The sequence below is a fragment of the Sphingobacterium humi genome (genome assembly GCF_009768885.1).
In the GTDB taxonomy this organism is placed as follows: domain Bacteria; phylum Bacteroidota; class Bacteroidia; order Sphingobacteriales; family Sphingobacteriaceae; genus Sphingobacterium; species Sphingobacterium humi.
In genome coordinates this window covers 51,032-70,978 of the sequence record NZ_WSQA01000002.1, presented here as the reverse complement: position 1 = coordinate 70,978, position 19,947 = coordinate 51,032, and the positions used below count along the sequence as shown (strand labels likewise).

Below are 19,947 nucleotides of genomic sequence, written 5' to 3'. Positions count from 1 at the left end.
TTATTTTTCTAAATGTGCTAAGGAGGTCCATGCTCTATTATTGATTCTATTCCCTTCTTTATCGGTCTCAAATAAATTAAAGTATCCTCTATCTGAAGCCACAAGCAACCAATAACCTTCATTGTATGTAAACAACCAGGCATTGGCAGGTATATTTTCGGTAGGCTCATCACTACCGCTATGCGAACTGTAATGTACCAGTTTTTGCGGAATGATTTTGTAGGTTTTTGTAATTTTTCCTTTATTAATCAATTGCAAACCGTCTTTAAACGAAAAATAAAACGTCTGATGGTCTGCAAATTTGAATGGTGAAACGAGATTGTAGCTGTTGAGATGTTCAAACTTTTGCTTGGTTTGTGACAGGCTTTTCATCGGGAAAATCTCTTTTTCCCACAAAGTTTTGATGATTTTATATGGTTTGTAGCCTTTGGGTCTTCCGGTGATACCTCCCGAAGCCGAACTGTTTGCCTGATTACAATCTTTGTAGTAAAAAACAGCAACGTTAATTCTGTCGGCTCCCGGCAATGGCGGTGTTTTGAGATGATACAAGGTATCGCCCTCGATTTCGGCAAGATACAATCCCAGATAATCCTTGCTTTCGGCAATCTTTTGCTGAAAACAAGATGGTATTCCTTTTTCTTGTGCCATTACAGTTTTGAATGATAGTGCCGTTATTAGAAAAAATAATGTTTTCATAAGCATATTTAGTTTAAAGTTGAAAAGGGAAAGTTGAAAGCAGAAATATCACTTTCAATTTTCAACTTTCCATTTTCAATTAATTTGCTTTTTCAAATGAAAAACAAGCGGACTGCTGATGTCCATTTCTACCTGTCCGTTGCTTTTCTGCGCGATGAGCTTTTGATAGACTTGCGAATCTATTGTGAGGGTCATCGTGTTGCTCTCTAATGTGAATGTCATCTGCTGTTCTTCGCCCTCGGCATTGTCAAAGATAATGGTATTTCCTTTTATCTTGTAACCGCCGATTTGGTCTTGTGGCGTGTTTGGAAGTGTCAAAAAGCAAATGCCATTGGTAAATTCATAGGTTCCTCCTTTCCATATTGGGTTAAAATCAATTTCCATTCCCGGATTACTTTTGCCTGATGGGTAGATTTTTACCGGTCCGCCGGAAACTTTTGTAATCTGCCATTTACCATTGATGTCAGCTTCTTTAGTAGTTTCTTCAATCGTTTTGGCGACCTGTTCTGTTGCCGGATTGTTTTCCGTGTTTGATTGTTCTGTTTTTTGGTTTTCGCCACAAGATAATAGCGATAACGCTAAACCAATGATGATATATTTATTCATTATTTCCCTATTTTTATTTTATCTACTTTCTTATTTTCCAACACTTTCGGGTCAACTTTCAGTTCGGACGCTGGCTTTCTATAGCTGAAACTCCAAGTATTCAGAAAAGTACCGTTCTTGACACTGGTATTCTTTAAGTATTTGTACAGACCGTTGTTGCTATTGTAGGTGTACAATTTGCCATTTTCACGAGGGTCTGTAATACTTTTTAAAGGTTTAGACATGATACATTGCAGAAAACCGCTGCTGTAAAAGTCGGTATTATAGTATTCCATTGCCATATAGGTTGCAAGCATGATGGGAACAGGAAGATTTTCCAATCCATTGGTTCCGGATTTGTCATACGAAAACTTAAAAGCATCTTTGCCTATGCGGTGTTCTACAATGGTGTAATGGCTGTTTTTTTTGTTGTCCATGTAAAGTTCGTGGTATCGCCCTTTATTATCTGTCCAACTGTATGTTTGCCGTGTATCGTTTTTGTCTTTAAGATTTAAGACCGTTTTTTCTTGACCTGACCGCTCTACTTTGGTCATAGCTCCTTTGTTGTTGTACGTAAAATCTGCCTGCACATAATCGTTGTTTCTAAAAGATACAATCACGCGACTGACATTATTATCGGCATAGCTGTATTTAAAGGTATAATCATCTGTGTTTGATTTGATTTCGGTCAGCCGTCCTTCTTTGTCATAGGAATACGTAATCGTTTTGCTGGATATAGTTTTGCCGTTCTCCTTTTTTACAAAACCGACTTTATCGGGCACTTCTTTGGGTGCATTTTTGATAGCTTCTTGTACATTTACAACCTGTGCTGAAACAGTTTGAAAAGCCAATAGACACAAAGTGCTTAATATGGTGTTAAATGTCTTCATTGTCTTGTTCTTTATTAAAAGTTCATAAATATTTATTGGTAACGGTATTCTATCCCTCCTAATTTTGTAATGTAACTTGCGGCATCCGTTTCGTATTGCCAATTATTTAGCCCTCCGCCAGAAGTTTCTAACCGTGTAATCGGATGCGAGTTTAATTGCAATCCAAAATAAACTAAAAGTCCTGTGTAATCTTTTGTCATGGCCAGCGGAATGTTAAGAGCCCCTTGTGTAGCTAAACCATTTTTTAATTGGTTAGTAAAATGCAGCGTATATGTCGTATTGTCTATTACCAAACTTTGAAATGTATTTTCAGCAGCATTTACTCCTTCAAGTACAAATTCATCGGCATTTCCATTGTTCCAAAACAAGGTATTATCTATATTCACAACATCGGTAGTATAGGTAGGTACTGCGCCACTATATCTCATTCGGTTGGGAATTTTACTTTCGTTTTCATAAAAAAAGGTATAATCAGTATATAATTGACTTTGTAGGTCCGTTAATGCTTTTATTTTTTCTACCCTGCCATCGGGCATATAAGTAAATGTAAAAAAAACCAAATAAGGGTTTTCTTGTGCAATTTCTATTAAACGCTCTTGGTCATCGTACTGGTAGTTAATCACCGACTGTTCAGCTTGATCATTAGGAGGAGATACAAGACTTGCTAGTTTTTTGTCTTTGGTAAGTGAATTGTCGTCATCATCTTTGCTACACGCTGTAAACAACAGCATAAATGCGACGATTGTGAATGTGAGTTTTGTTAGATTTTTCATTTTTTTCTTTTTTAATGTGTTATTTGTCTGAACCTTGATTCCTTTGATTTCTGTGATTACTTTGATTTTTTTTCCTTTCCACATCCTGTTCATCTTTTAATCTTACAAATCATAGTTCATCCTTTTTTTTTAATTATCATACACTTCGTACATACCGATATCACCAATGGCTTTATAATAATCTTTATGCATCGTGCTGATAAGCAACAAATCTTTGTCTTTGTGTTGCCCTTTCCAGCCGTTGCCTTTGGGTATGATGATAAAAAGATTATTATATTTTTCCGTTCCACCGTCTTGACCATACCAAATATTATTATTGAGTTTCTCGTAATACCACGTTAATTCTCCATAGACAGGTTGGGCATTTGCTTTATAACGCCATTTGCGTTCATCGCTATAAAAACGATAATACCCGTTACCTGATATTTTTTTATAAGTTGCATCGTCGTAGATCGATAGCGTTCTCTTCACCAATTGTAGATATTGCGAGTCAAAATGACTACTTATATACAGGTTGCTATTGTCATTGTGTCGTGATTTTAAGAGCACGATTTGCCCGGATGCGTCTCGGGTCAAATCATAATATCCGAATTTTGTTTCCAAAGAAGTGATACCCGTATTTGCATCATAAATTGTTTGTAAGAAATTTACTGCATGAGGACCATAGGGAGTTGTCACTGTTGTAAAAAACTTGTCTATATCTATTTCTTTTTTTATGGCTGTAGTTGTTAATATCGGCTTATCTCCAAATTCGGCAGGCGCTGATGCTTTTGGTACATATTCTTCTATAATAATATATTCCAATAATTCTTCTGCTGTGATTTCCTTGACAACTTGTGGTGTGTTGTCGTCCTCGTCTTTACTACACGCTGTAAACAGCAACATAAAAGCTAATATTGCGAATGTTAGTTTTGTTAGATTTTTCAATTGATTTTACATTTTCTCGCACAAAACCACATCTCCTATGGTCATTGTTTTGCCGGTGTTTACTAATAGAATATCCTTGTCTTTGTGGTTTCCTTTCCAACCGTTACCTTTGGGTATGGCGATAAAAACATTGTATAGCTGTTCTGTTCCGCCGTCTTGCCCTGTCCAAACATTTCTGTGATTTAGATAGTAAGACCATGTTAAATCTCCATCATTAGGTACGGCATCTTGTTTGTATCGCCAAAAATCAATAGAGAACCGATAAAAACCTGTAAGATTTTCTACGGCTTTGTAAGTAGAGTTTTCGTAAACCGTTCCATCTGTTTTGACCAATTGCGTATAGTTTGATGTAAACCAATAGGTATAAGGATTGTTGGGGTCGTGGTGATTTCCTTTTACGATAATCTGCTCATTAGCATCTCTGGTCAATTCATAATAGCCCCATTTGGTTTTGAGCGTGGTAATGCCGGTTGTGGCATCGTATGTAATTGCTCCGTCTTCTTCCAGATTGTAAGCAACAGAGGCAAACCAACCTTCACTAAAGGCATAAAGTTTGCCGTCATTGTTGTCTTCTGTAATATAGGTCGCGAATAGGTATGGTTTCGTTCCAAGTTGATTTTGATATTCGGGCTTGGATAAAAACTCATCGACAATCATATAATTTTGCAGTTCTTCTACCGTGATTTCTTTGGCAACTTGTTCCGGTTGCGGTGTGTCGTCGTCGCTACTGCTACACGCTGTAAATAACAGCGTAAACGCGATTAACGCGAATGTAAGTTTTGTTAGATTTTTCATATTTCTTGAATTGATAATTGATAATTGACAGTTGACAATGAATTGTCCATTCTCCATTGTCCACTGTCAATTGATTAATTATTCACCTCATAAATACCGATATCGCCAACGGCTTTATAATGATCTTTTTCAACCGTGTTGATCAGCAATAAATCTTTGTCTTTGTGGTTGCCTTTCCAGCCGTTGCCTTTAGGAAGTGCGATAAAAAGATTTTTATACTTTGCTGTTCCTCCGTCTTGTCCATACCAAATATGATTATTGGCTTGCGAATATGACCAGGTTAATTCTATCTCAGTGGGTACGCCATTTTCTTTATAGCGCCATGTGTTATCACCTCTCTTAAAACGATAATAGCCACTACCTGTCAGATTTTTGTAAGTTGTGTTGTCGTAGATGGATTGTGTTTTCTTCACCAATTGTAGGTATTGCGAATCAAAACTTTTGGTTATAGAATATTGGCTATCGTTATTATGTCGTGATTTTATGACCAAAATTTGCCCTGATGCGTCTCGGGTCAAATCATAATATCCGAAGTACGTTTCCACAGAGGTAATGCCGGTACTTACATCATAAGTTGTTTGTAAAGTGTACTCATAACGGCTCCAGGCTTCTGCCATTCTTAGCATATACTGATTTGTATATGCTATGTACGTAGTTACTAATATCGGCTTGTCTCCACTTGCGGCAGACGCTGATGCTTTGGGTTTATATTCTTCAATAATGATGTAGTCCGATAATTCTTCTGCCGTGATTTCCTTGGCAACTTGTTCCGGTTGCGGTGAGTCATCGTCGCTACTGCTACACGCTGTAAACAACAGCGTAAATGCGAAGATTGCGAATGTTAGTTTTGTTAGGTTTTTCATAATAATAGATTTAATTTAAAGCTGTAATGATCAATTATGGGTTGTCAACTAATTTCACTGTTTCTTTAGGCGAAATACAATATCGCCTTCCACACGATACATTTGGCGGACTTCATCTTCGGTTTGATTGTTATAAAAAGCCATCATTTTGTAATAATCGTCTTGTTTGTTGGTGAGTGTCATTTCGCTATTTCCTAACAAAGCAATTTTTAAAACACCTGGTCCGTTGGCAACGGTAAGATTGCTGCCATTGATTTGATAGGGACCAAAATCTAAAATTTCGGTTTGGTTTTCTAAAACGCTTAAGCGGTTGTTGTTTTCAAAATAGAAAATTTTACTGCCCCAAAAAGACATTAGCGGAACTTCCGTTTCGGGGATATTTCCAACCTTTACAAATAGTTTTCCGTCAATTGCATTTACTATCCATTTGCCATGTAATTGCTCTTCTTTTATATTATTGTTTTGCACATCATCATCATCTTTGCTGCACGCTGTAATCAACAGCATAAATGCGAAAAGTGCGAATGTTAGTTTTGTTAGATTTTTCATAACTATTTATTTACTATTTGAATTGCTGTAGTTGATGCATAATCTCCAGTAAAATTCAAATCTACTCGTTCTCTATTTTTCCAATAAACGGGCTTGTCTCCTTCTGTTCCCGATACATATACATCTTCATTATTAACTGCAATACCAGAGGTTCTTGCTTCTGTATTGGTTGTTAACACTGTTTTTTGTCCATTTTTCCAATAAATAGCACTTCTAACATAGTTGTTACTATTGCTATTTGTAGATTCTTCGCCCGAGATATAAATATCATTGTTATCTATAAACATACCTGTAACATTATATCTCCCTTCATCAACTATATTTGCTACACCATTTTTCCAAACAATAATTTTTTTAGGACCATTGTTAGCATTTATATCAACATAACCCAATCCCAATATATATACATCTCCATTATGGATTATAATTTGTTCTGCATTGTTACCCTCTGGTAATTCATGTTTCACATTATTTTTCCAATACACCGCTTTATAATCCTCATAACCCGTAACATAAACATCGTCTCCTTCTGCAAGGATAGAAGTAACCCAAGCTTCTTTTGTGCCATCTGTTAAAACTGTGGCAATGCCGTTTTTCCAATATTTAGCACGTCGTTTTTCGCCCTGTAAATATGACCATCCACATACATATAAATCATTTCCTTTTGCATAAATTCCTTCGGCTCTTGATTGAAATGAATTATTCCCGTACTCTTCTAGTCTAATTGGGTTATTATTTTTCCAATAAATTGCAGTCCAACTTACGGCTGATAAAACTCCTACAAAATGTACATCATTACCATTAACAAACATATTCATTATGGCAGAAGTTGAATTGTCGCCTTGGTATTGTGGCATATGAGGAACAAAAAATTCTTGTCCGTTTTTCCAATAATTTCTTCCATTACCACTGATGTAAATATCTATTTCGGCAGATGAAGGCTTGTTTTTACCATCATCATCGTCTTTACTACACGCTATAAACAACAGCATAAATGCGAAAATTGCGAATGTAAGTTTTGTTAGATTTTTCATAATATTCATTTCTTTAACTTATTCTTGAATATATTATCTCGCAGGAACCAGTTCCCATTGGTCGAATTTATTGTTTTGTAGTACAGCTGTTTGAGTTCCGTTATAGTTAGGATCGCCGTCCCAGATCAATACTTTTCCGCCATAGGTACTGGTTACAAAATGGAATCTATTCGCTGTACCATCTGCTGGTTTCAACGTAAAATTTTCTGCACCATCGCTGTTTACACTTAGCCATTTTGAATTAGAAAAGTAAACGAACCAGTTAGGTGTATCAAACTGTTTGAATTGAATGGTACCGTTTTTAGATTGGATGACCTCCCATTTTTGCAAATCGCTACCATCAAAATCTTCCAATCTAAGCTTTGTAAATTTTTCTTTTTTGGGATTTGTCAATGCTTTTTGATTGCCCACGTTGATAATGTAGTAGGTACCCATTGTGATTTTTTGAGCATTGCTTACGCCTGTACCAAGACTACCCATTTTTTTTGCTGTACCAGACGATGTAGGCATATTCAAGATACCTGAATTGTTTACTGTACGTGCTGCCTGTTGTACACTGGAACAAGATGTAACGTTTGCTGCTATTCCTGCAAGCATTATAAGTTTGATTATTCTGTTCATATTATTTCTATTTTAAATGTTAATTATTTTTTTTTCTTTTAGCCATTTTCAATTGAATAAGTTGTCTATATTGTTCACTATAAAATCTTTGTATTGATTAGCGTTTGTGCAATGTCCTGATCCGGGAACGATAAGCGTTTTGCTTTTATCCTTTACCCCAGGATTAACATTCTGCTGCAAACCATTTACAAAAGTTTCGGCATCAGTAGTTTGTACCGCATTATCCACTTTGTTATTCATGAACAGTACAGGATAAAGTATGCCTCTGCCTTTCCAATAATCGCCACCGGCACATTCGAGAATAACCCCTTTTATACCTTCTATGGGATAGCTGTTATTCTGTGGGTTTGCAGGAAGAACAGCACCGTGCAGGCGATTTCCTCCTCGTGACAATCCGCCAAGCACCACTTTATTTCTTGCAATACCAAAAGCTGCAGTTTCTTTGGTAATAATCTGTTCCATATCTTCTTTGAACCCTGCATAATATTCCGAATTGGTTCTGTATGTAGTGGTAATTGCCACATACCCTTTATCTGCCAAAGCTGTACATTGGGCATTCAGCGTGGCATCGTTTTCATTGCCACCATCGCCTACGGCAAGGATGATAATACCTTTACGGGTGTTGGTCTGATTGGCTTCCTGATAGAAAACCTTGTAAGGGGCGCCGTTGGTTGAGCCTGCTTTGGTTTTTACGTCGTTGTTTGCCGGGATTTCAGGTTCTGGATTATTATCATCACTTGAGCAATTTGAAAGCAACATTAAGAAGCTCATCAGCAACAGCAAAGAATAGATTCTACTTTTTTTCATAACTTCACTTTTATCGTTAAAAAATCTTTGAAAAATAGAAAAACGAGCAATCAGAAAATAGCATAAAATCGCAAATTAGAATTTCGATGTTATTATTCTTTTCAACGCTCCATTCTCCATTTTCAATTCATATTATATGACAAATGAAACAAGAAAATCAAAGCAAATTTGTCCAAATGAGTAAAGCGCAAAACTGAATGAGTGAGTAATCGTGTTCAACAAGGGAAGATTTAGATTATATATTGAATATTTACTATTTTTACCTGAAACATAAACATTTAGCCAATGCCATCTTTTTATAAGCTTATTCTTATTATTGCATTCAGTAGTCTTTCCTTGTCTGCCTTGGCTCAGGAAAATAACCTTGATGCGCTAATAAATAATTATACATCACAAAAGACATCTTCTACATCCAGCAGCGAACTGATTTCGGCATTGGAGAAAAATATACTTGCCGATCCTGCCGGAGCCACTTCCAGAATAGATCAGTTGATAGGGATAGCCCAACGCAAAAAGGATAACGTCACGGTAGTAAGTCTTTCACGTCTAAAGGGGGCGTCGTTATTCTATCAAGGAAAATTTGTAGAAGCAGAAAAAGTGGCACAAAAGGCTTATGAACTGGCAAAAAAATACAATGTACGTTCGCAAATGCCCCGTATTCTGGCAACAAAAGGCAATGCGCAGATTATGCAATCTAAACTACCCGAAGCATTAGAAACACAAAATCAGGGGCTGAAAATCGCAGAATCGCTTAAAGATGAACCAACAATCCATTTGATAAAAAATAATCTTGTTGCTATTTATTTGCAAATGAATGATTTTGATCTTGCAAAACATCATCTGGAAGATAACATTCGCTTTTATAGCAAAATACCGGCTATGGCAAACGTTTTGGCTACAAACTATAATAATCTGGCACTGGTTTATGAGAAACAAAAGAACTACAAAAAATCGAACGAACTTCTGCACAAAGCATTGGCGCAAAATGGGGTTGAAGCGAATAAAACATTGCTCTCGCAGATATACAACAATCTGGGTAGCGGGTACAACAATCTGAACGAAAACGATTCTGCCTTTTATTATTTCAGCAAAGCGTACGAGGTAACGACAGAAACTAAAAACACAAAAAGTCAAGCGGTTAGTAAAATAGGTTTGTCAGATTTTTATTTCAAAACCAAGAACTACCGCGAAGCAGAAAAACTGGCATCAGAAGCTTATTCTACAGGGAAAGAGGTGAAATCTATCGACGTGCAGAAAGAAAGTGCCGACCAGCTCATGAAAATTTACAATTACCTGCATCAACCAGATAACGCACAAAAATATTATCAAATCAGCAAACTGTTGACAGATAGCATATCTAATCAGGATAATACCCGAAAGCTGACACGATTGCAAATGCAGTATGATTTTGATAAAAAAGAAGAGCAATACAAGCACCAGCAAATTGTACATAACCTGAATTTGCAGCAACAACTCTTGTTGAATGAGCTTAATCAAAACGAATTAGCCAAAACGCAGCAAGAACAAAAATTACAATCAGCCGAACTGGAAAACCAAAAATTGCAAAACGCTGAAAACACCCAAAAACTAAAAATAACTACTCAGGAAAAAGCATTGGCAGAGAATAAGAATAAAAGTCTGCAACAAGAGAATGAATTGGCCACACTTAAGCTAAAACAATTCTGGCTGTACGGATTCATTGGAATACTCGTTGCCGGATTGCTGTTTTTTCTTTGGTGGAATAAAAACCGTTTGCAACAGCTGAAAACAGAAAATAAATTGAAAGAAAAAGAAGCTGAAGAACTACTTCAAAAAAATAAGGTAACAGAAAGCGAGCTGAAAGCTATTCGTTCGCAGATGAATCCGCATTTTATTTTTAATGTTCTTAATTCTATAGAGGCATATATTGTAGAGAGCGAACCCGAAAAGGCGCGTTCACTGGTACAAAAATTTGCAAAGCTAAGCCGTATGATCTTGGAAAACTCGACACAGCCGCTTTCTACACTGGAAAGCGAATGGAAGGTCAACAAAATCTACACCGATATTGAGCATATTCGTTTTGGCAAACATTTCGATTACCGCTTTGAGGTCGAAAAAGGACTGGATCTACGCCAGTATCTCATTCCTCCAATGATGTTACAGCCCCTCATAGAAAATGCTATACTTCACGGTTTGCGATACGAACGGGAGCTGGGAGCATCTTTACTTGTTACGGCAACAGAAACCGACAAGCACATCGAAATAAAAGTGATAGATAACGGAGCAGGATTGGGCAACGCTAAAGTGAAAACACCGGGATACAAAAATAAATCATTTGGACTGTCCTCTATAAAAGATCGCATCGAGATTCTGAATAGCGATTATCCTGATACGCAAGCCTCGTTTGAAATTATTGACCGTGCCACTTTAGGGGAAAAAGGTTGTATTTCTTTGCTGCGTCTACCAAAAATTGAAGAAAGAAAGTAGGATTAAACGTTACGGAATATTAGAATGCGAAAGTTTACGCCAGTTTTTCAAGTAGCATTGCTTTTTTTGTAGAAGAAACTTCAATTTCTGCACCATTTGCAAGTTCCAAAACATCGCCTTTTCGGAATTTTACAACATATTCCAAATTGACAATCGCACTGCGGTTCACCCTAAAAAAACAGTCTTCTGAAAGTATCGTTTCATATTCTTTCAGCGTTTTCGAAACAATAATCTTATTTCCAGAAACGACATGGAAAACACTGTAATTGCTCATGGCTTCAACGGTGATAATATCGCTTTTTTTGATGTAATAAATTCCTTCGGCGGTAGCTAAAGACAGTCTCCCGCTGTCTTTCTTGTTGTTTTGCTGTATGTTAGCTTTTTTGCTGACTTTTTCTTCAAGCTTGTTGATGGCTGCTTCCAATTCTTCGGGATCAACAGGCTTCATCAGGTAATCCAACGCATCGTTGCGAAGAGCATCCAGTACATAGGCATCGTAAGCAGTTACGAAAATAACCTCAAAATTAAATTGCCCCAAGAGCTCCAAAAATTGAAAGCCGTTGATTTTGGGCATCTCAATATCCAGAAAAAGAACATCAATATCTAAATTTTTAATAATAGTCAAAGCTTTTTTGGGATCATTGAAAATGGCTACAACCTCTAATTTGTCTGAAAAATTTGCAAGCTTATGGTTTAAAAGAGAAGTTCCCTTTTCTTCATCGTCTAATATTATTGCCTTTATAATCATTGTGAAAATTATTTGTTAATACAAATTCCGAATGAAAAGTATTTCTTCAAAAATACGGTAAAATACACTTCAAAAATATTAAATTGAGTGTGCTGTCCTATAAAATGATTGAATGTGTATAATGAATAAGGGAAACGATAAATACTAATGTTCTGGACTAATGTAATGCAAAATCTGATATAGGGAAGCATTCCGGTAACGTTTCATTTGTTCGGCATCGGTTTCAAAACCTTCTTCTATGGCTTTCTTCAGGGGATTGAACAAAGCTTCCCATTTTCTACGGTCTTTTGGAACAGCTCCGGTAAACTGTTTAAATTCACGGATAAAATGGTTTTGATCAAAATAATCAAACTGGTGTACAATATCTGACCAACCTGCATTGGGATTTTCTCCCAAAAAATTTTGAACGGCAGTAAACCTGGCAACACGTCCGAATAATTTGGGGTTAACACCTATAATTTCCGTAAAATGGTTGGTTAGCCCAGAATGTGACATATCCACTTTTTTGCAAATTTCCTTTATCGGCACATTCCCAGATTTTTCTGTAATTTCCCGGCTGACTTTAATGATACGTTCGTCAGTTGTTTTTGACCGTTTTTGCAGTTCGGCAATCAGAAATTTTTCCAAAATCCGCATGCAGTACTCATCATCGTGCAAATGAGCTTCCAAATCGGGCAACAAATCTTTTAATGCCGGAAATAATTCGGTAGCATCTACGGTGATATTATGGAACTGTGATTGTTCTAGTCCAAAAACGGAGTAAGCTCCCCAAGGTAGAAAATCGATATTTATAATTCGGATGTTCTCATTAGATGTATAAAGCACGGATTTGGAATGCTGTCCTGCAAAAGCTATTCTGTAATTAACGGTATTGCCTGTGAAATAATCTGTTACTAAAGGATTTTGGTTTAGAAACAAAGTAAGCGAGGTGGCATTATCAGGTAAAAATTTTGTTTTTGAAAGCTCGTTTACAGAAAGCTCTGCGTAGGCGAACATCAATATATAATTTTTAAGTAAAGTATCCGATTCGTAGAATTTGACCTGCATTATGTTCCATTTTTTTCATTTCCGACATGGATTAAATTTATAAAAAATATTGTTTAAACCACTAGTATATGTGTTTTTTTACCTTTATTATTCATACTATCTCAACCCTCTCCCTTTCTTCTTTTTCTTCATTTGTTTAGCAAACTGTTCCTCCTCGTAATCTTCACCCTGTGCATCGGGTAACAAGCTTAACAATCCCAAATCGAAATTACGCGAATGTTCCTGTGAAATGAATTCAAAGAGGTCTTTTGTTGGAAGGCTGTCCAATTCATTTGTTTTGGAAACAGGTCTATCTTGTATCTTCAATTCGGGTTTATTTCCGTCGTTCCACCAATCGTTGAATACGTTTGCCGACAAGTTTCTGTCTAATTGTGAGCCGTTCCAAACGCTACGGCTTTCGTGGTCAGTAAAGGTCATACCGTAAATTCGTCCTTCACTATTACGTCTTACAACTGTATTAATACCCTGCTCAGTCAACTGCTTTTTAAAATCTGTTTCGTTGCTTGTGGTATGTATGGCAAGCTCCACCGTATTTTTCAGAACAGACCTTGCAGGATTGGTCTTCATTTTCTCTTTGGACTGCTCAAAATGCTTTTGAAGCTGTGCAATCCCTGCATCTTTTCCGAATAGCGATGCTTTGAACGGATTGCTTGCCTTGTTTCCGTTCTCGTCCAATGCCAAATAGACCAATCCATTTACAGTTTGACCGTTACGTTCGCCTTTGACTTCTTCTACTGTAATGTTGAAAAGTGATAGCAAAGCATTGTAGCTTCCCATAGTTGAAAAGCTGTAATACTTTGGCAAATGCCGTACTACCGAAGCAATTTGGCTCTTTATATCTCCACGTTGATAATCAACAGGTTTAAAAACTTTATTGCCCTGTTTCTGCTCTTGTTCGGTTGCCTTATGCAAATTGTATTTCGTTTCCAAATCCCGACAGATTGACATTGAGCGTGGATGGTCGTAATCATCGAGGATTTTCTTTCCGTCAATACCTACGCAGGTTGAAACAATGTGGATATGCGTTCGGTCAATGTCCGTATGCTTGAAAACAATATAAGGTTGACTGCCGTAACCCATACGCTCCATATACTCCTGAGTCATTTCTGTAAACTGTTCATCACTGACCTTATCCGCAGGATCTGGGTTCAGCGAAATATGGCGTACCGTCTTTTCCGTTTTGATGTTTGCCGATAAATACGGCTCAAAGCATTTGTTAAAATAGGCTACGGAATACTTGCCGTCAACTGTGTCAGGTATCTTGTTCAAGAGCAGAACTGCTCCGTTTTCTTTATCTACTTTCTGTTGATTGTACAAAATCGCTCCATACATATTGCTTCCCTTTCCAATTTTTGCAATCATAACTTTACTCTTTTTTCAGATGTTTTTCTTCAAATTCTTGTGTCAAACGGATGACTTCTTTAGTAACTTGTACCAATTCTATGGTTTTCTTTTCCAATTTAAAAAGGTAGGTTCCTGCTTTTTTCTCCGAAAAATTGTGGTATAATATCTTCACAATCTGATTGTAATTTGTTCCGATTGCTCGGAACTGGCTAAAAAATCGGGTCAACTTTTCGTGATATTCTATTGCATCCATATCAATCTTTACGGTCTTTACGGTCTTTTGAAAGATGCAGGCGGTAATAAAATGGGCGATTACTTTCATATCTGATTGGTCAAAGAGGGCAAGAAATTTGGCATTGTCCTCTGCGTTCAGGTTGATGGAATACCGATTTACCGCAGGGTCAATCTTTGGTTTTCTTCCTGATTTCTTAATCTGTTTTCTGTTTTTTTCTTCCATAATAATCCATTTTTAATTTTACATAAACGAGCGACTTCGGAGCCGTTTCCTGCCCCCTGCAAGGGCAAGTGCTCTTGAGATGCTGAAATTTATTTCGAGGACCTCAAGAGATAACTTGCTCTGAACAAGGGTTCAGAAAAATCCGTTTTGCAAACGGATTGTAGTTAGCAGGGAAAACCCATCGCTTCCATTACAAATTTCGGTAAGACTATTTGAATAACAGCTATTTACAACAATGACAATGAACGCCAAATGATGCCACTGAATACCACCTTAAAGCAGATTGGGACTGCTTTTATTTCCTTTGTATATGGCTAGCTAGCTGATTGGTTATATCCTTAAGGAAGTAACTAAAACAGCATAAATCCCGACAGTAAATCTGCGTGATTGAATGCAGACGAATTGCAGATTTTTGAGTTAATGAACTAACCAATTAAGGGTCTGCAGGTGCTTAGGTAGATAGGTAGTTACATAGATACAACTGTATATACAGCTGATTGCTTAGTTAACCAAACAGCTAATTGGATATAATATTAAAAATGACAGATATGATACACGAAGAAAACAAAAATCAGCAACCCGAAAAAGAGGATTTCTCTATTGAAAATTTCATAACTGATGAAAATAAACAATCTTTCACGGAACAACAGGCAGTAACACATCGGGAAGATTTTGTCAAACCCAAAGTAGATGAGGAAGCTATTATGCGTGTAATGGCAGGCGAAGAACCTTCGGAAACTGAAACGGAAAACACAAAAACACCTGCGAGTAATACAAGAAGGATGATTTACAAGCCAAAGAAGCTGACCAAAGAGGACTACTGCGGACGGTTCTTCAAAATTCCCACGACAACGGCAAGCAGGGGGAAATCAGTGTATGTACGGCAGGAACACCACGAAACATTTAACAGGCTTACAAATATTATGGGCATCGACAAACTGACGATTTATGCGTATCTGGACAACATAATCGAATACCACTTTCAGGAGTTTGGGGAATTGATTAGCGAAATCTATAACGAGAAACACAAACCGTTGTTTTGATAACTATACGTGGTGGGTGGTACGTTTCTACCTCTTAAAATTATTTTCCAAAAGAAAAAAACAGAAAAAAAAGAAAGCCATTTTAACAAGGGGGACAGGCGGAAAAACCAAAAGGAAACGGAATAAGTCCCGAAGGGTGGCAGGGCACACAACAAACTCGGCGAAGCCACCATATTTGCCCTGCCATTATGCCGTAGTCTTTTGGTTGGGTGGTGCGGTGGCTGTCCGCCTTATCTTTGCTCCCTTTGTTATTCTTTTTTTAATCAATTCCAATCAAAGAAAGGGTATAAAAAACACGTAAGGGCTAAGGATAGGATGTTTTTTGTATGCTTTCCTTTATCCTTACAAAACTCTTTAAATGTGTGAGGGCTTTGCGAGGAAAATTTAAAGTGTTTTGAGGATTACTTTCTATTCATATTGTGCCAGCATAAGCCAAATACTGCCACATAATGCCAAATGAAAACAACACATTCCCTTGTGTTCTATATTGGGTGCAAATTTTGAACCTATGGCACAAAAAGTAATACCTGACAAAGAGCAGAAAGAGAAAGAACAAATCAGAAAAAAAGAATATAGTCCTTTGATACAGGTTGATAAGAAGAGCGACCCGATTTCCAATTTCATCGCTAATTTAAAACGTCAGTTCAGGGAAGCAAAAGGCTTAATAGATTGGAACAGGCTATTCGGGGGAAAACGTACTGAACAACAAAAACAGACTTCCGAACCTGAAAGCATAATAGGTGCGACAAAAACGCTTATCCGTTCGGACTTCAAAAATGAAGAAAAAAATCAGGCTATACAGACCTATAAAAAGCCTGCTTTAAAAATGGACAATACAATCATAACGCAACAGTCTCGTCCTAAAAGTAAGAAACCAAAGTTAGGATTATAGCCTAGTATTTGGCAACTGTACGCCAAATACCGCCATCGGATGCAACATTAAAATGACCTATGTGAATAGCTTTTATTTTAGAGGTTTAAATGATGCAGATATGGAAATAACAGTTTTAGACATTCAGATTTTGAAAGCATTGCATAGGGAAGTTAAGGAAGTTTCCAATTTGATAGCGGAAATGACTACACCCTACAAAGCACTGCAACAGGCAACTAAATGGCTCGACCAACAGGAAGCCTGCCAATTGCTCAACATCAGCAAAAGAACGTTGCAGACGTATAGGGCAAAAGGCATTCTTGGAGCAACGCAAATCAATCGGAAAACGTATTTCAGATTATCCGAAGTGGAGTTACTTATGCAGGGAGAGCGACCATTAAAAAAGCAAAAGAAATGAAACAGATTGGAAATTCAAACGAAGATATGCTTGCCCTGCTCGAAGCTGTGGTAGGTATCAAAAATGAACTGCTGTATATCAGGGAATATTTCCACCCTTTATTGCAAGGGGAAATTTATCTTTCAGGCGAACAGGTCTGCGAGATGTTACACATCAGCAAACGGACGTTGCAACAGTACAGAGATGACGGACTGATACCTTTTATCAAACTCGAACGGAAAATTCTTTTCCGTGAAAGCGATATTATCAAGGTGTTGGAAGATAACTATCAGCGCTAGCCGATTGTCTGAAACTGTAACCGTATCAGTCAATTAAAGAAACAGCGCACTGCTTCAAGCAGTGCGCTGTGGTGTTTTATAAACGTGTAGGGGATTAAATTCCAAGTTTATCGTGCATTCCCGCCATTCTTTTCCAAATTCAACCATTTCTAATGCAGCTTTTCGTTTGTCTTCTGGCAAGCATTGTATGCAAGTAGGATACTGAATGCCTTTGTAATGTACTTTACAATTAGGACATAACTCCATATTTTTTAAGTCATAGTTAGAAGCACATCTTCTACATGCGGTTATCGTGTCTTCAAATGAAAGATATTTTATGTCGTCAGTTAAGTAGAGTAAAAATGCTTCTTTTCCAATTATTTCTTCATTTTTGGTTTTAGCGTTTTCTCTTTGAAACCAATATTTTATATTTGATAAATTGTGGGTATTTTTCCATTTGTCTTTTGAAACAAAACACTTGTCTCGAACATCAAGAGCTTCCTCATCCGTATAAAATATTGTGATTAGTTCTTCTAACGATTTATAAACTGGTTGATCAAACTCGTGTTTGCATACTGCACAACGATATTGAGGTAGTTTTCTTACTCTTTTGTTGGGACGGTTGTCTCCACAATTTGGACATAAGGGAACAGCTATGTAATCATAGTTTTTTACAATATGTTTCTTAAATTCTGATTTATCAAGGTCAGAATTAGTTTCTTTGAAAATTTGAGTATATTTTCTTGTTATTTCTCTTTCGTAGTCGGAATATTTTTTGGGGTGAGAAAGATGCTGAATTGTTAATGTGTCTGTACTATCGCATATTTCGCATTTTTCTTTAAGAATTTTAGCTCGCCTTTCTTTCCAATCTTTTGTGTGCCACGACCGTTGTCCTTCTTTATAATCCTTCCAATATAGTTCTTTGGCAAGTTCTAATGAAATTTCTCCATTAGCCAACTTTTCCCTTAATTCGATACGTTCGTTATATGTCAACATACTTCAATCATATTGTTTTAATTATTGTAAATATAACTCTCACAAAATCTAGGCAATACAGCTAAATAGGTTGGTCTTGTTTAACTAATGTGAGATGTTATTTGTAGATAGCTAAAATACAAAAAAGCCAATGCAAAAACAGCATTGGCTTTCGTCAATGGTATTATTAGTTTTAAAGTTGAACCACAAAAGAGCTTTCCATACTTTTAAACTTATGCGATACCTTTTGCATATCCTTTCCAACTTTCTCATTAAGAATTTTTGCGTAAATCTGTGTGGTAGCAATGTTTTTATGCCCTAACATTTTGCTCAAACTTTCGAGCGGAACGCCCTCGCTCAAAAACAGCGTGGCAAACGTATGGCGTGCTAAATGAAAGGTAACTTTCTTTTCTTTCAGGCATTCAATCTGTTGGGATATTCTCTTTAGGCTATCATTACAGACTGTATTTGATGGTACAGGAAATACCTTTCCATCCTTTGAAAATCCTGCATATTTTTCGATAATCATTTTGGGAATATCCAACAGCATCACGTTTGACGATGTGGCTGTTTTTTTCCTACGTATGATAATCCACTGGTTACTGTCAAAGAAATCCTGAATATTGCTGTTTCTAAGCCCTTTCATATCTGAATAGGAAAGACCAGTAAAGCAACTGAAAACAAACAGGTCTTTAACCAATTCGTCTTTCTTTTTCTCGCAGTTGAACGTTACAAGCTGTTCCAACTCGTTCCGCAACAGATAACCTCTGTCTTTGTCCTTTTTGGTATTCTTGTACTCGCTGAAAGGATTAAAAGCAAGATGCTTTCTGCTCATTGCCAATCGGCAAAGTGTGGTAAAGCCAATCATATACAGCCAAATCGTGTTATGTGTCAAGCTTTGGTCATCACGTAGGTAGTAATCAAAGTCCTGTACAAAATCAGGAGTAAGGTCGTTAAAAGACACATCGGAGTAACCGTATTTTGTAAGTACAAAATTACGAAGATGTCTTAATAGTGTTTTATACTTACTTCGTGTACCATTTACCCGAAGCCCGCTATTGACCTTTTTCTCATAGTCGGAAAGAAACTGTTCATAGAACTTGAAAAAGGTCATTTCTCCGCTTTCCATACCGAGGAAGGCATTTTTAAGTTTAGTACTGTTTACAGCCCCCTCGTTCTTCAGAATTTTGGAATAGCATTCCTCAATGCCCAAACGGATTTTATCAAGCTTGCCGTTCACATCTTGGGCTTCTCGGCTTTTTCCTAAAACCCTGCCGTACTTCAAATCCCAATTTGATGCAGAAATATCCAGCTTTGTACTGAATGCAGACTGATTACCGTTTACGGTAATTCTGCACATAACCGTAACTTTCCCGTTCTTCTTCGGGGCATTCTTTTTAAGGTAGAAAAGAACCTTAAACGTTGATTTTTTTGTCGTTTCCATACTCACAATTCTTAATGATAAAATTAAACCTATGTGAGCTACGGAACAATATGAAAAACTATGCAGAAAGCTGAAATACAGCATTTTAAAGCGGTTGATTCTAATGTTTGAAAGTAACGTTTTAGTAACCTTACTTTTGCCTAACCTCGCTTTTTTCTGCTTTTTACATCATTACCAAAAAATCAAAAAACGATTGTAAAGCCTTTATTTACAATCGTTTTCCCTGTTATTAATCTTTGATGTATTTTTACTGAAAATTTATTTTAAACTTAAAAATACGTTAATAACTCCATATGTGATTAATTAGGTTTTATTAAGTAAAGCTTACAATTTTGGG

The 19,947-nt window shown here is 36.9% G+C and carries 22 protein-coding genes; 5 read left to right on the top strand and 17 right to left on the bottom strand.

All coding sequences use genetic code 11. The annotated features are described in order from the left end of the window. The 11 genes from GQF63_RS02660 to GQF63_RS02610 form a co-directional block, all read right to left on the bottom strand. Positions 1–696: a hypothetical protein gene (locus GQF63_RS02660; RefSeq protein ID WP_160367572.1), complete on the bottom strand. Its 696-nt coding sequence runs from the start codon at positions 694–696 to the stop codon at positions 1–3. Between the two features lie 75 nt (positions 697–771). Next, positions 772–1,302 (bottom strand): lipocalin family protein, encoded by a 531-nt coding sequence (locus GQF63_RS02655; RefSeq protein WP_160367571.1) that lies wholly within the window; start codon positions 1,300–1,302, stop codon positions 772–774. After that, the gene (locus tag GQF63_RS02650) at positions 1,302–2,171 is read right to left on the bottom strand and encodes a hypothetical protein (RefSeq protein WP_160367570.1); all 870 of its coding nucleotides are present in this window, start codon (positions 2,169–2,171) and stop codon (positions 1,302–1,304) included. Before GQF63_RS02650 ends, GQF63_RS02655 begins: the two co-directional genes overlap by 1 nt. A gap of 32 nt (positions 2,172–2,203) precedes the next feature. Then, the gene (locus GQF63_RS02645; protein WP_160367569.1) at positions 2,204–3,028 is read right to left on the bottom strand and encodes a hypothetical protein; all 825 of its coding nucleotides are present in this window, start codon (positions 3,026–3,028) and stop codon (positions 2,204–2,206) included. A gap of 45 nt (positions 3,029–3,073) precedes the next feature. Next, positions 3,074–3,871 carry a hypothetical protein gene (locus GQF63_RS02640; RefSeq protein ID WP_160367568.1) on the bottom strand — a complete coding sequence of 266 codons (798 nt, stop codon included), beginning with the start codon at positions 3,869–3,871 and terminating at the stop codon, positions 3,074–3,076. 6 nt (positions 3,872–3,877) lie between these two features. Further along, complete coding sequence (locus GQF63_RS02635; protein ID WP_160367567.1) at positions 3,878–4,666, bottom strand: hypothetical protein; 789 nt, start codon at positions 4,664–4,666, stop codon at positions 3,878–3,880. 74 nt (positions 4,667–4,740) lie between these two features. Then, positions 4,741–5,529 (bottom strand): hypothetical protein, encoded by a 789-nt coding sequence (locus tag GQF63_RS02630; RefSeq protein ID WP_160367566.1) that lies wholly within the window; start codon positions 5,527–5,529, stop codon positions 4,741–4,743. Between the two features lie 54 nt (positions 5,530–5,583). Then, entirely contained in the window at positions 5,584–6,078 is a 495-nt protein-coding gene (locus tag GQF63_RS02625) for a hypothetical protein (protein WP_160367565.1), read from the bottom strand. 2 nt (positions 6,079–6,080) lie between these two features. Then, positions 6,081–7,112, bottom strand: a complete 1,032-nt coding sequence (locus GQF63_RS02620) for a hypothetical protein (RefSeq protein ID WP_160367564.1) — start codon at positions 7,110–7,112, stop codon at positions 6,081–6,083. Between the two features lie 33 nt (positions 7,113–7,145). After that, positions 7,146–7,733 (bottom strand): hypothetical protein, encoded by a 588-nt coding sequence (locus tag GQF63_RS02615; protein ID WP_160367563.1) that lies wholly within the window; start codon positions 7,731–7,733, stop codon positions 7,146–7,148. Positions 7,734–7,781: 48 nt separating this feature from the next. Then, positions 7,782–8,540 (bottom strand): hypothetical protein, encoded by a 759-nt coding sequence (locus tag GQF63_RS02610; RefSeq protein ID WP_160367562.1) that lies wholly within the window; start codon positions 8,538–8,540, stop codon positions 7,782–7,784. A 285-nt stretch (positions 8,541–8,825) separates the two neighbouring features. Here GQF63_RS02610 and GQF63_RS02605 point away from each other — a divergent pair, with 285 nt between their 5' ends. Further along, positions 8,826–11,006 (top strand): tetratricopeptide repeat-containing sensor histidine kinase, encoded by a 2,181-nt coding sequence (locus tag GQF63_RS02605; RefSeq protein WP_160367561.1) that lies wholly within the window; start codon positions 8,826–8,828, stop codon positions 11,004–11,006. A 34-nt stretch (positions 11,007–11,040) separates the two neighbouring features. On the opposite strand, the gene GQF63_RS02600 is transcribed toward GQF63_RS02605, so the two are convergent. The 4 genes from GQF63_RS02600 to mobA all read right to left on the bottom strand — a co-directional run bounded on the left by GQF63_RS02600 (position 11,041) and on the right by mobA (position 14,602). Continuing rightward, the gene (locus GQF63_RS02600; RefSeq protein WP_212592447.1) at positions 11,041–11,754 is read right to left on the bottom strand and encodes a LytR/AlgR family response regulator transcription factor; all 714 of its coding nucleotides are present in this window, start codon (positions 11,752–11,754) and stop codon (positions 11,041–11,043) included. Between the two features lie 144 nt (positions 11,755–11,898). Beyond that, complete coding sequence (locus GQF63_RS02595) at positions 11,899–12,801, bottom strand: helix-turn-helix domain-containing protein (protein WP_160367560.1); 903 nt, start codon at positions 12,799–12,801, stop codon at positions 11,899–11,901. Positions 12,802–12,897: 96 nt separating this feature from the next. After that, on the bottom strand, positions 12,898–14,163 hold the full coding sequence (mobB, locus tag GQF63_RS02590) for a conjugal transfer protein MobB (RefSeq protein ID WP_160367559.1): 1,266 nt from the start codon (positions 14,161–14,163) through the stop codon (positions 12,898–12,900). Between the two features lie 4 nt (positions 14,164–14,167). Then, positions 14,168–14,602, bottom strand: a complete 435-nt coding sequence (gene mobA / locus GQF63_RS02585) for a conjugal transfer protein MobA (RefSeq protein WP_160367558.1) — start codon at positions 14,600–14,602, stop codon at positions 14,168–14,170. A gap of 548 nt (positions 14,603–15,150) precedes the next feature. On the opposite strand from mobA, the gene GQF63_RS02580 reads away from it, so the two are divergent. The 4 genes from GQF63_RS02580 (at position 15,151) to GQF63_RS02565 (ending at position 17,212) form a co-directional block, all read left to right on the top strand. After that, positions 15,151–15,645 (top strand): DUF3408 domain-containing protein, encoded by a 495-nt coding sequence (locus GQF63_RS02580; protein ID WP_160367557.1) that lies wholly within the window; start codon positions 15,151–15,153, stop codon positions 15,643–15,645. Positions 15,646–16,153: 508 nt separating this feature from the next. Further along, entirely contained in the window at positions 16,154–16,537 is a 384-nt protein-coding gene (locus GQF63_RS02575) for a hypothetical protein (RefSeq protein WP_160367556.1), read from the top strand. Between the two features lie 52 nt (positions 16,538–16,589). Further along, positions 16,590–16,934: a helix-turn-helix domain-containing protein gene (locus GQF63_RS02570; RefSeq protein WP_246163252.1), complete on the top strand. Its 345-nt coding sequence runs from the start codon at positions 16,590–16,592 to the stop codon at positions 16,932–16,934. Continuing rightward, a complete protein-coding gene (locus tag GQF63_RS02565; RefSeq protein ID WP_160367555.1) occupies positions 16,931–17,212 on the top strand; it encodes a helix-turn-helix domain-containing protein in 282 nt (93 codons plus the stop codon). Before GQF63_RS02570 ends, GQF63_RS02565 begins: the two co-directional genes overlap by 4 nt. A gap of 54 nt (positions 17,213–17,266) precedes the next feature. Here the strand turns inward: GQF63_RS02565 and GQF63_RS02560 are convergent, their stop codons facing one another. Both GQF63_RS02560 and GQF63_RS02555 read right to left on the bottom strand, forming a co-directional pair. Next, positions 17,267–18,187 carry a hypothetical protein gene (locus GQF63_RS02560; protein ID WP_160367554.1) on the bottom strand — a complete coding sequence of 307 codons (921 nt, stop codon included), beginning with the start codon at positions 18,185–18,187 and terminating at the stop codon, positions 17,267–17,269. Between the two features lie 172 nt (positions 18,188–18,359). Continuing rightward, a complete protein-coding gene (locus GQF63_RS02555) occupies positions 18,360–19,610 on the bottom strand; it encodes a site-specific integrase (RefSeq protein ID WP_160367553.1) in 1,251 nt (416 codons plus the stop codon). Between the last annotated feature and the right edge of the window lie 337 nt (positions 19,611–19,947).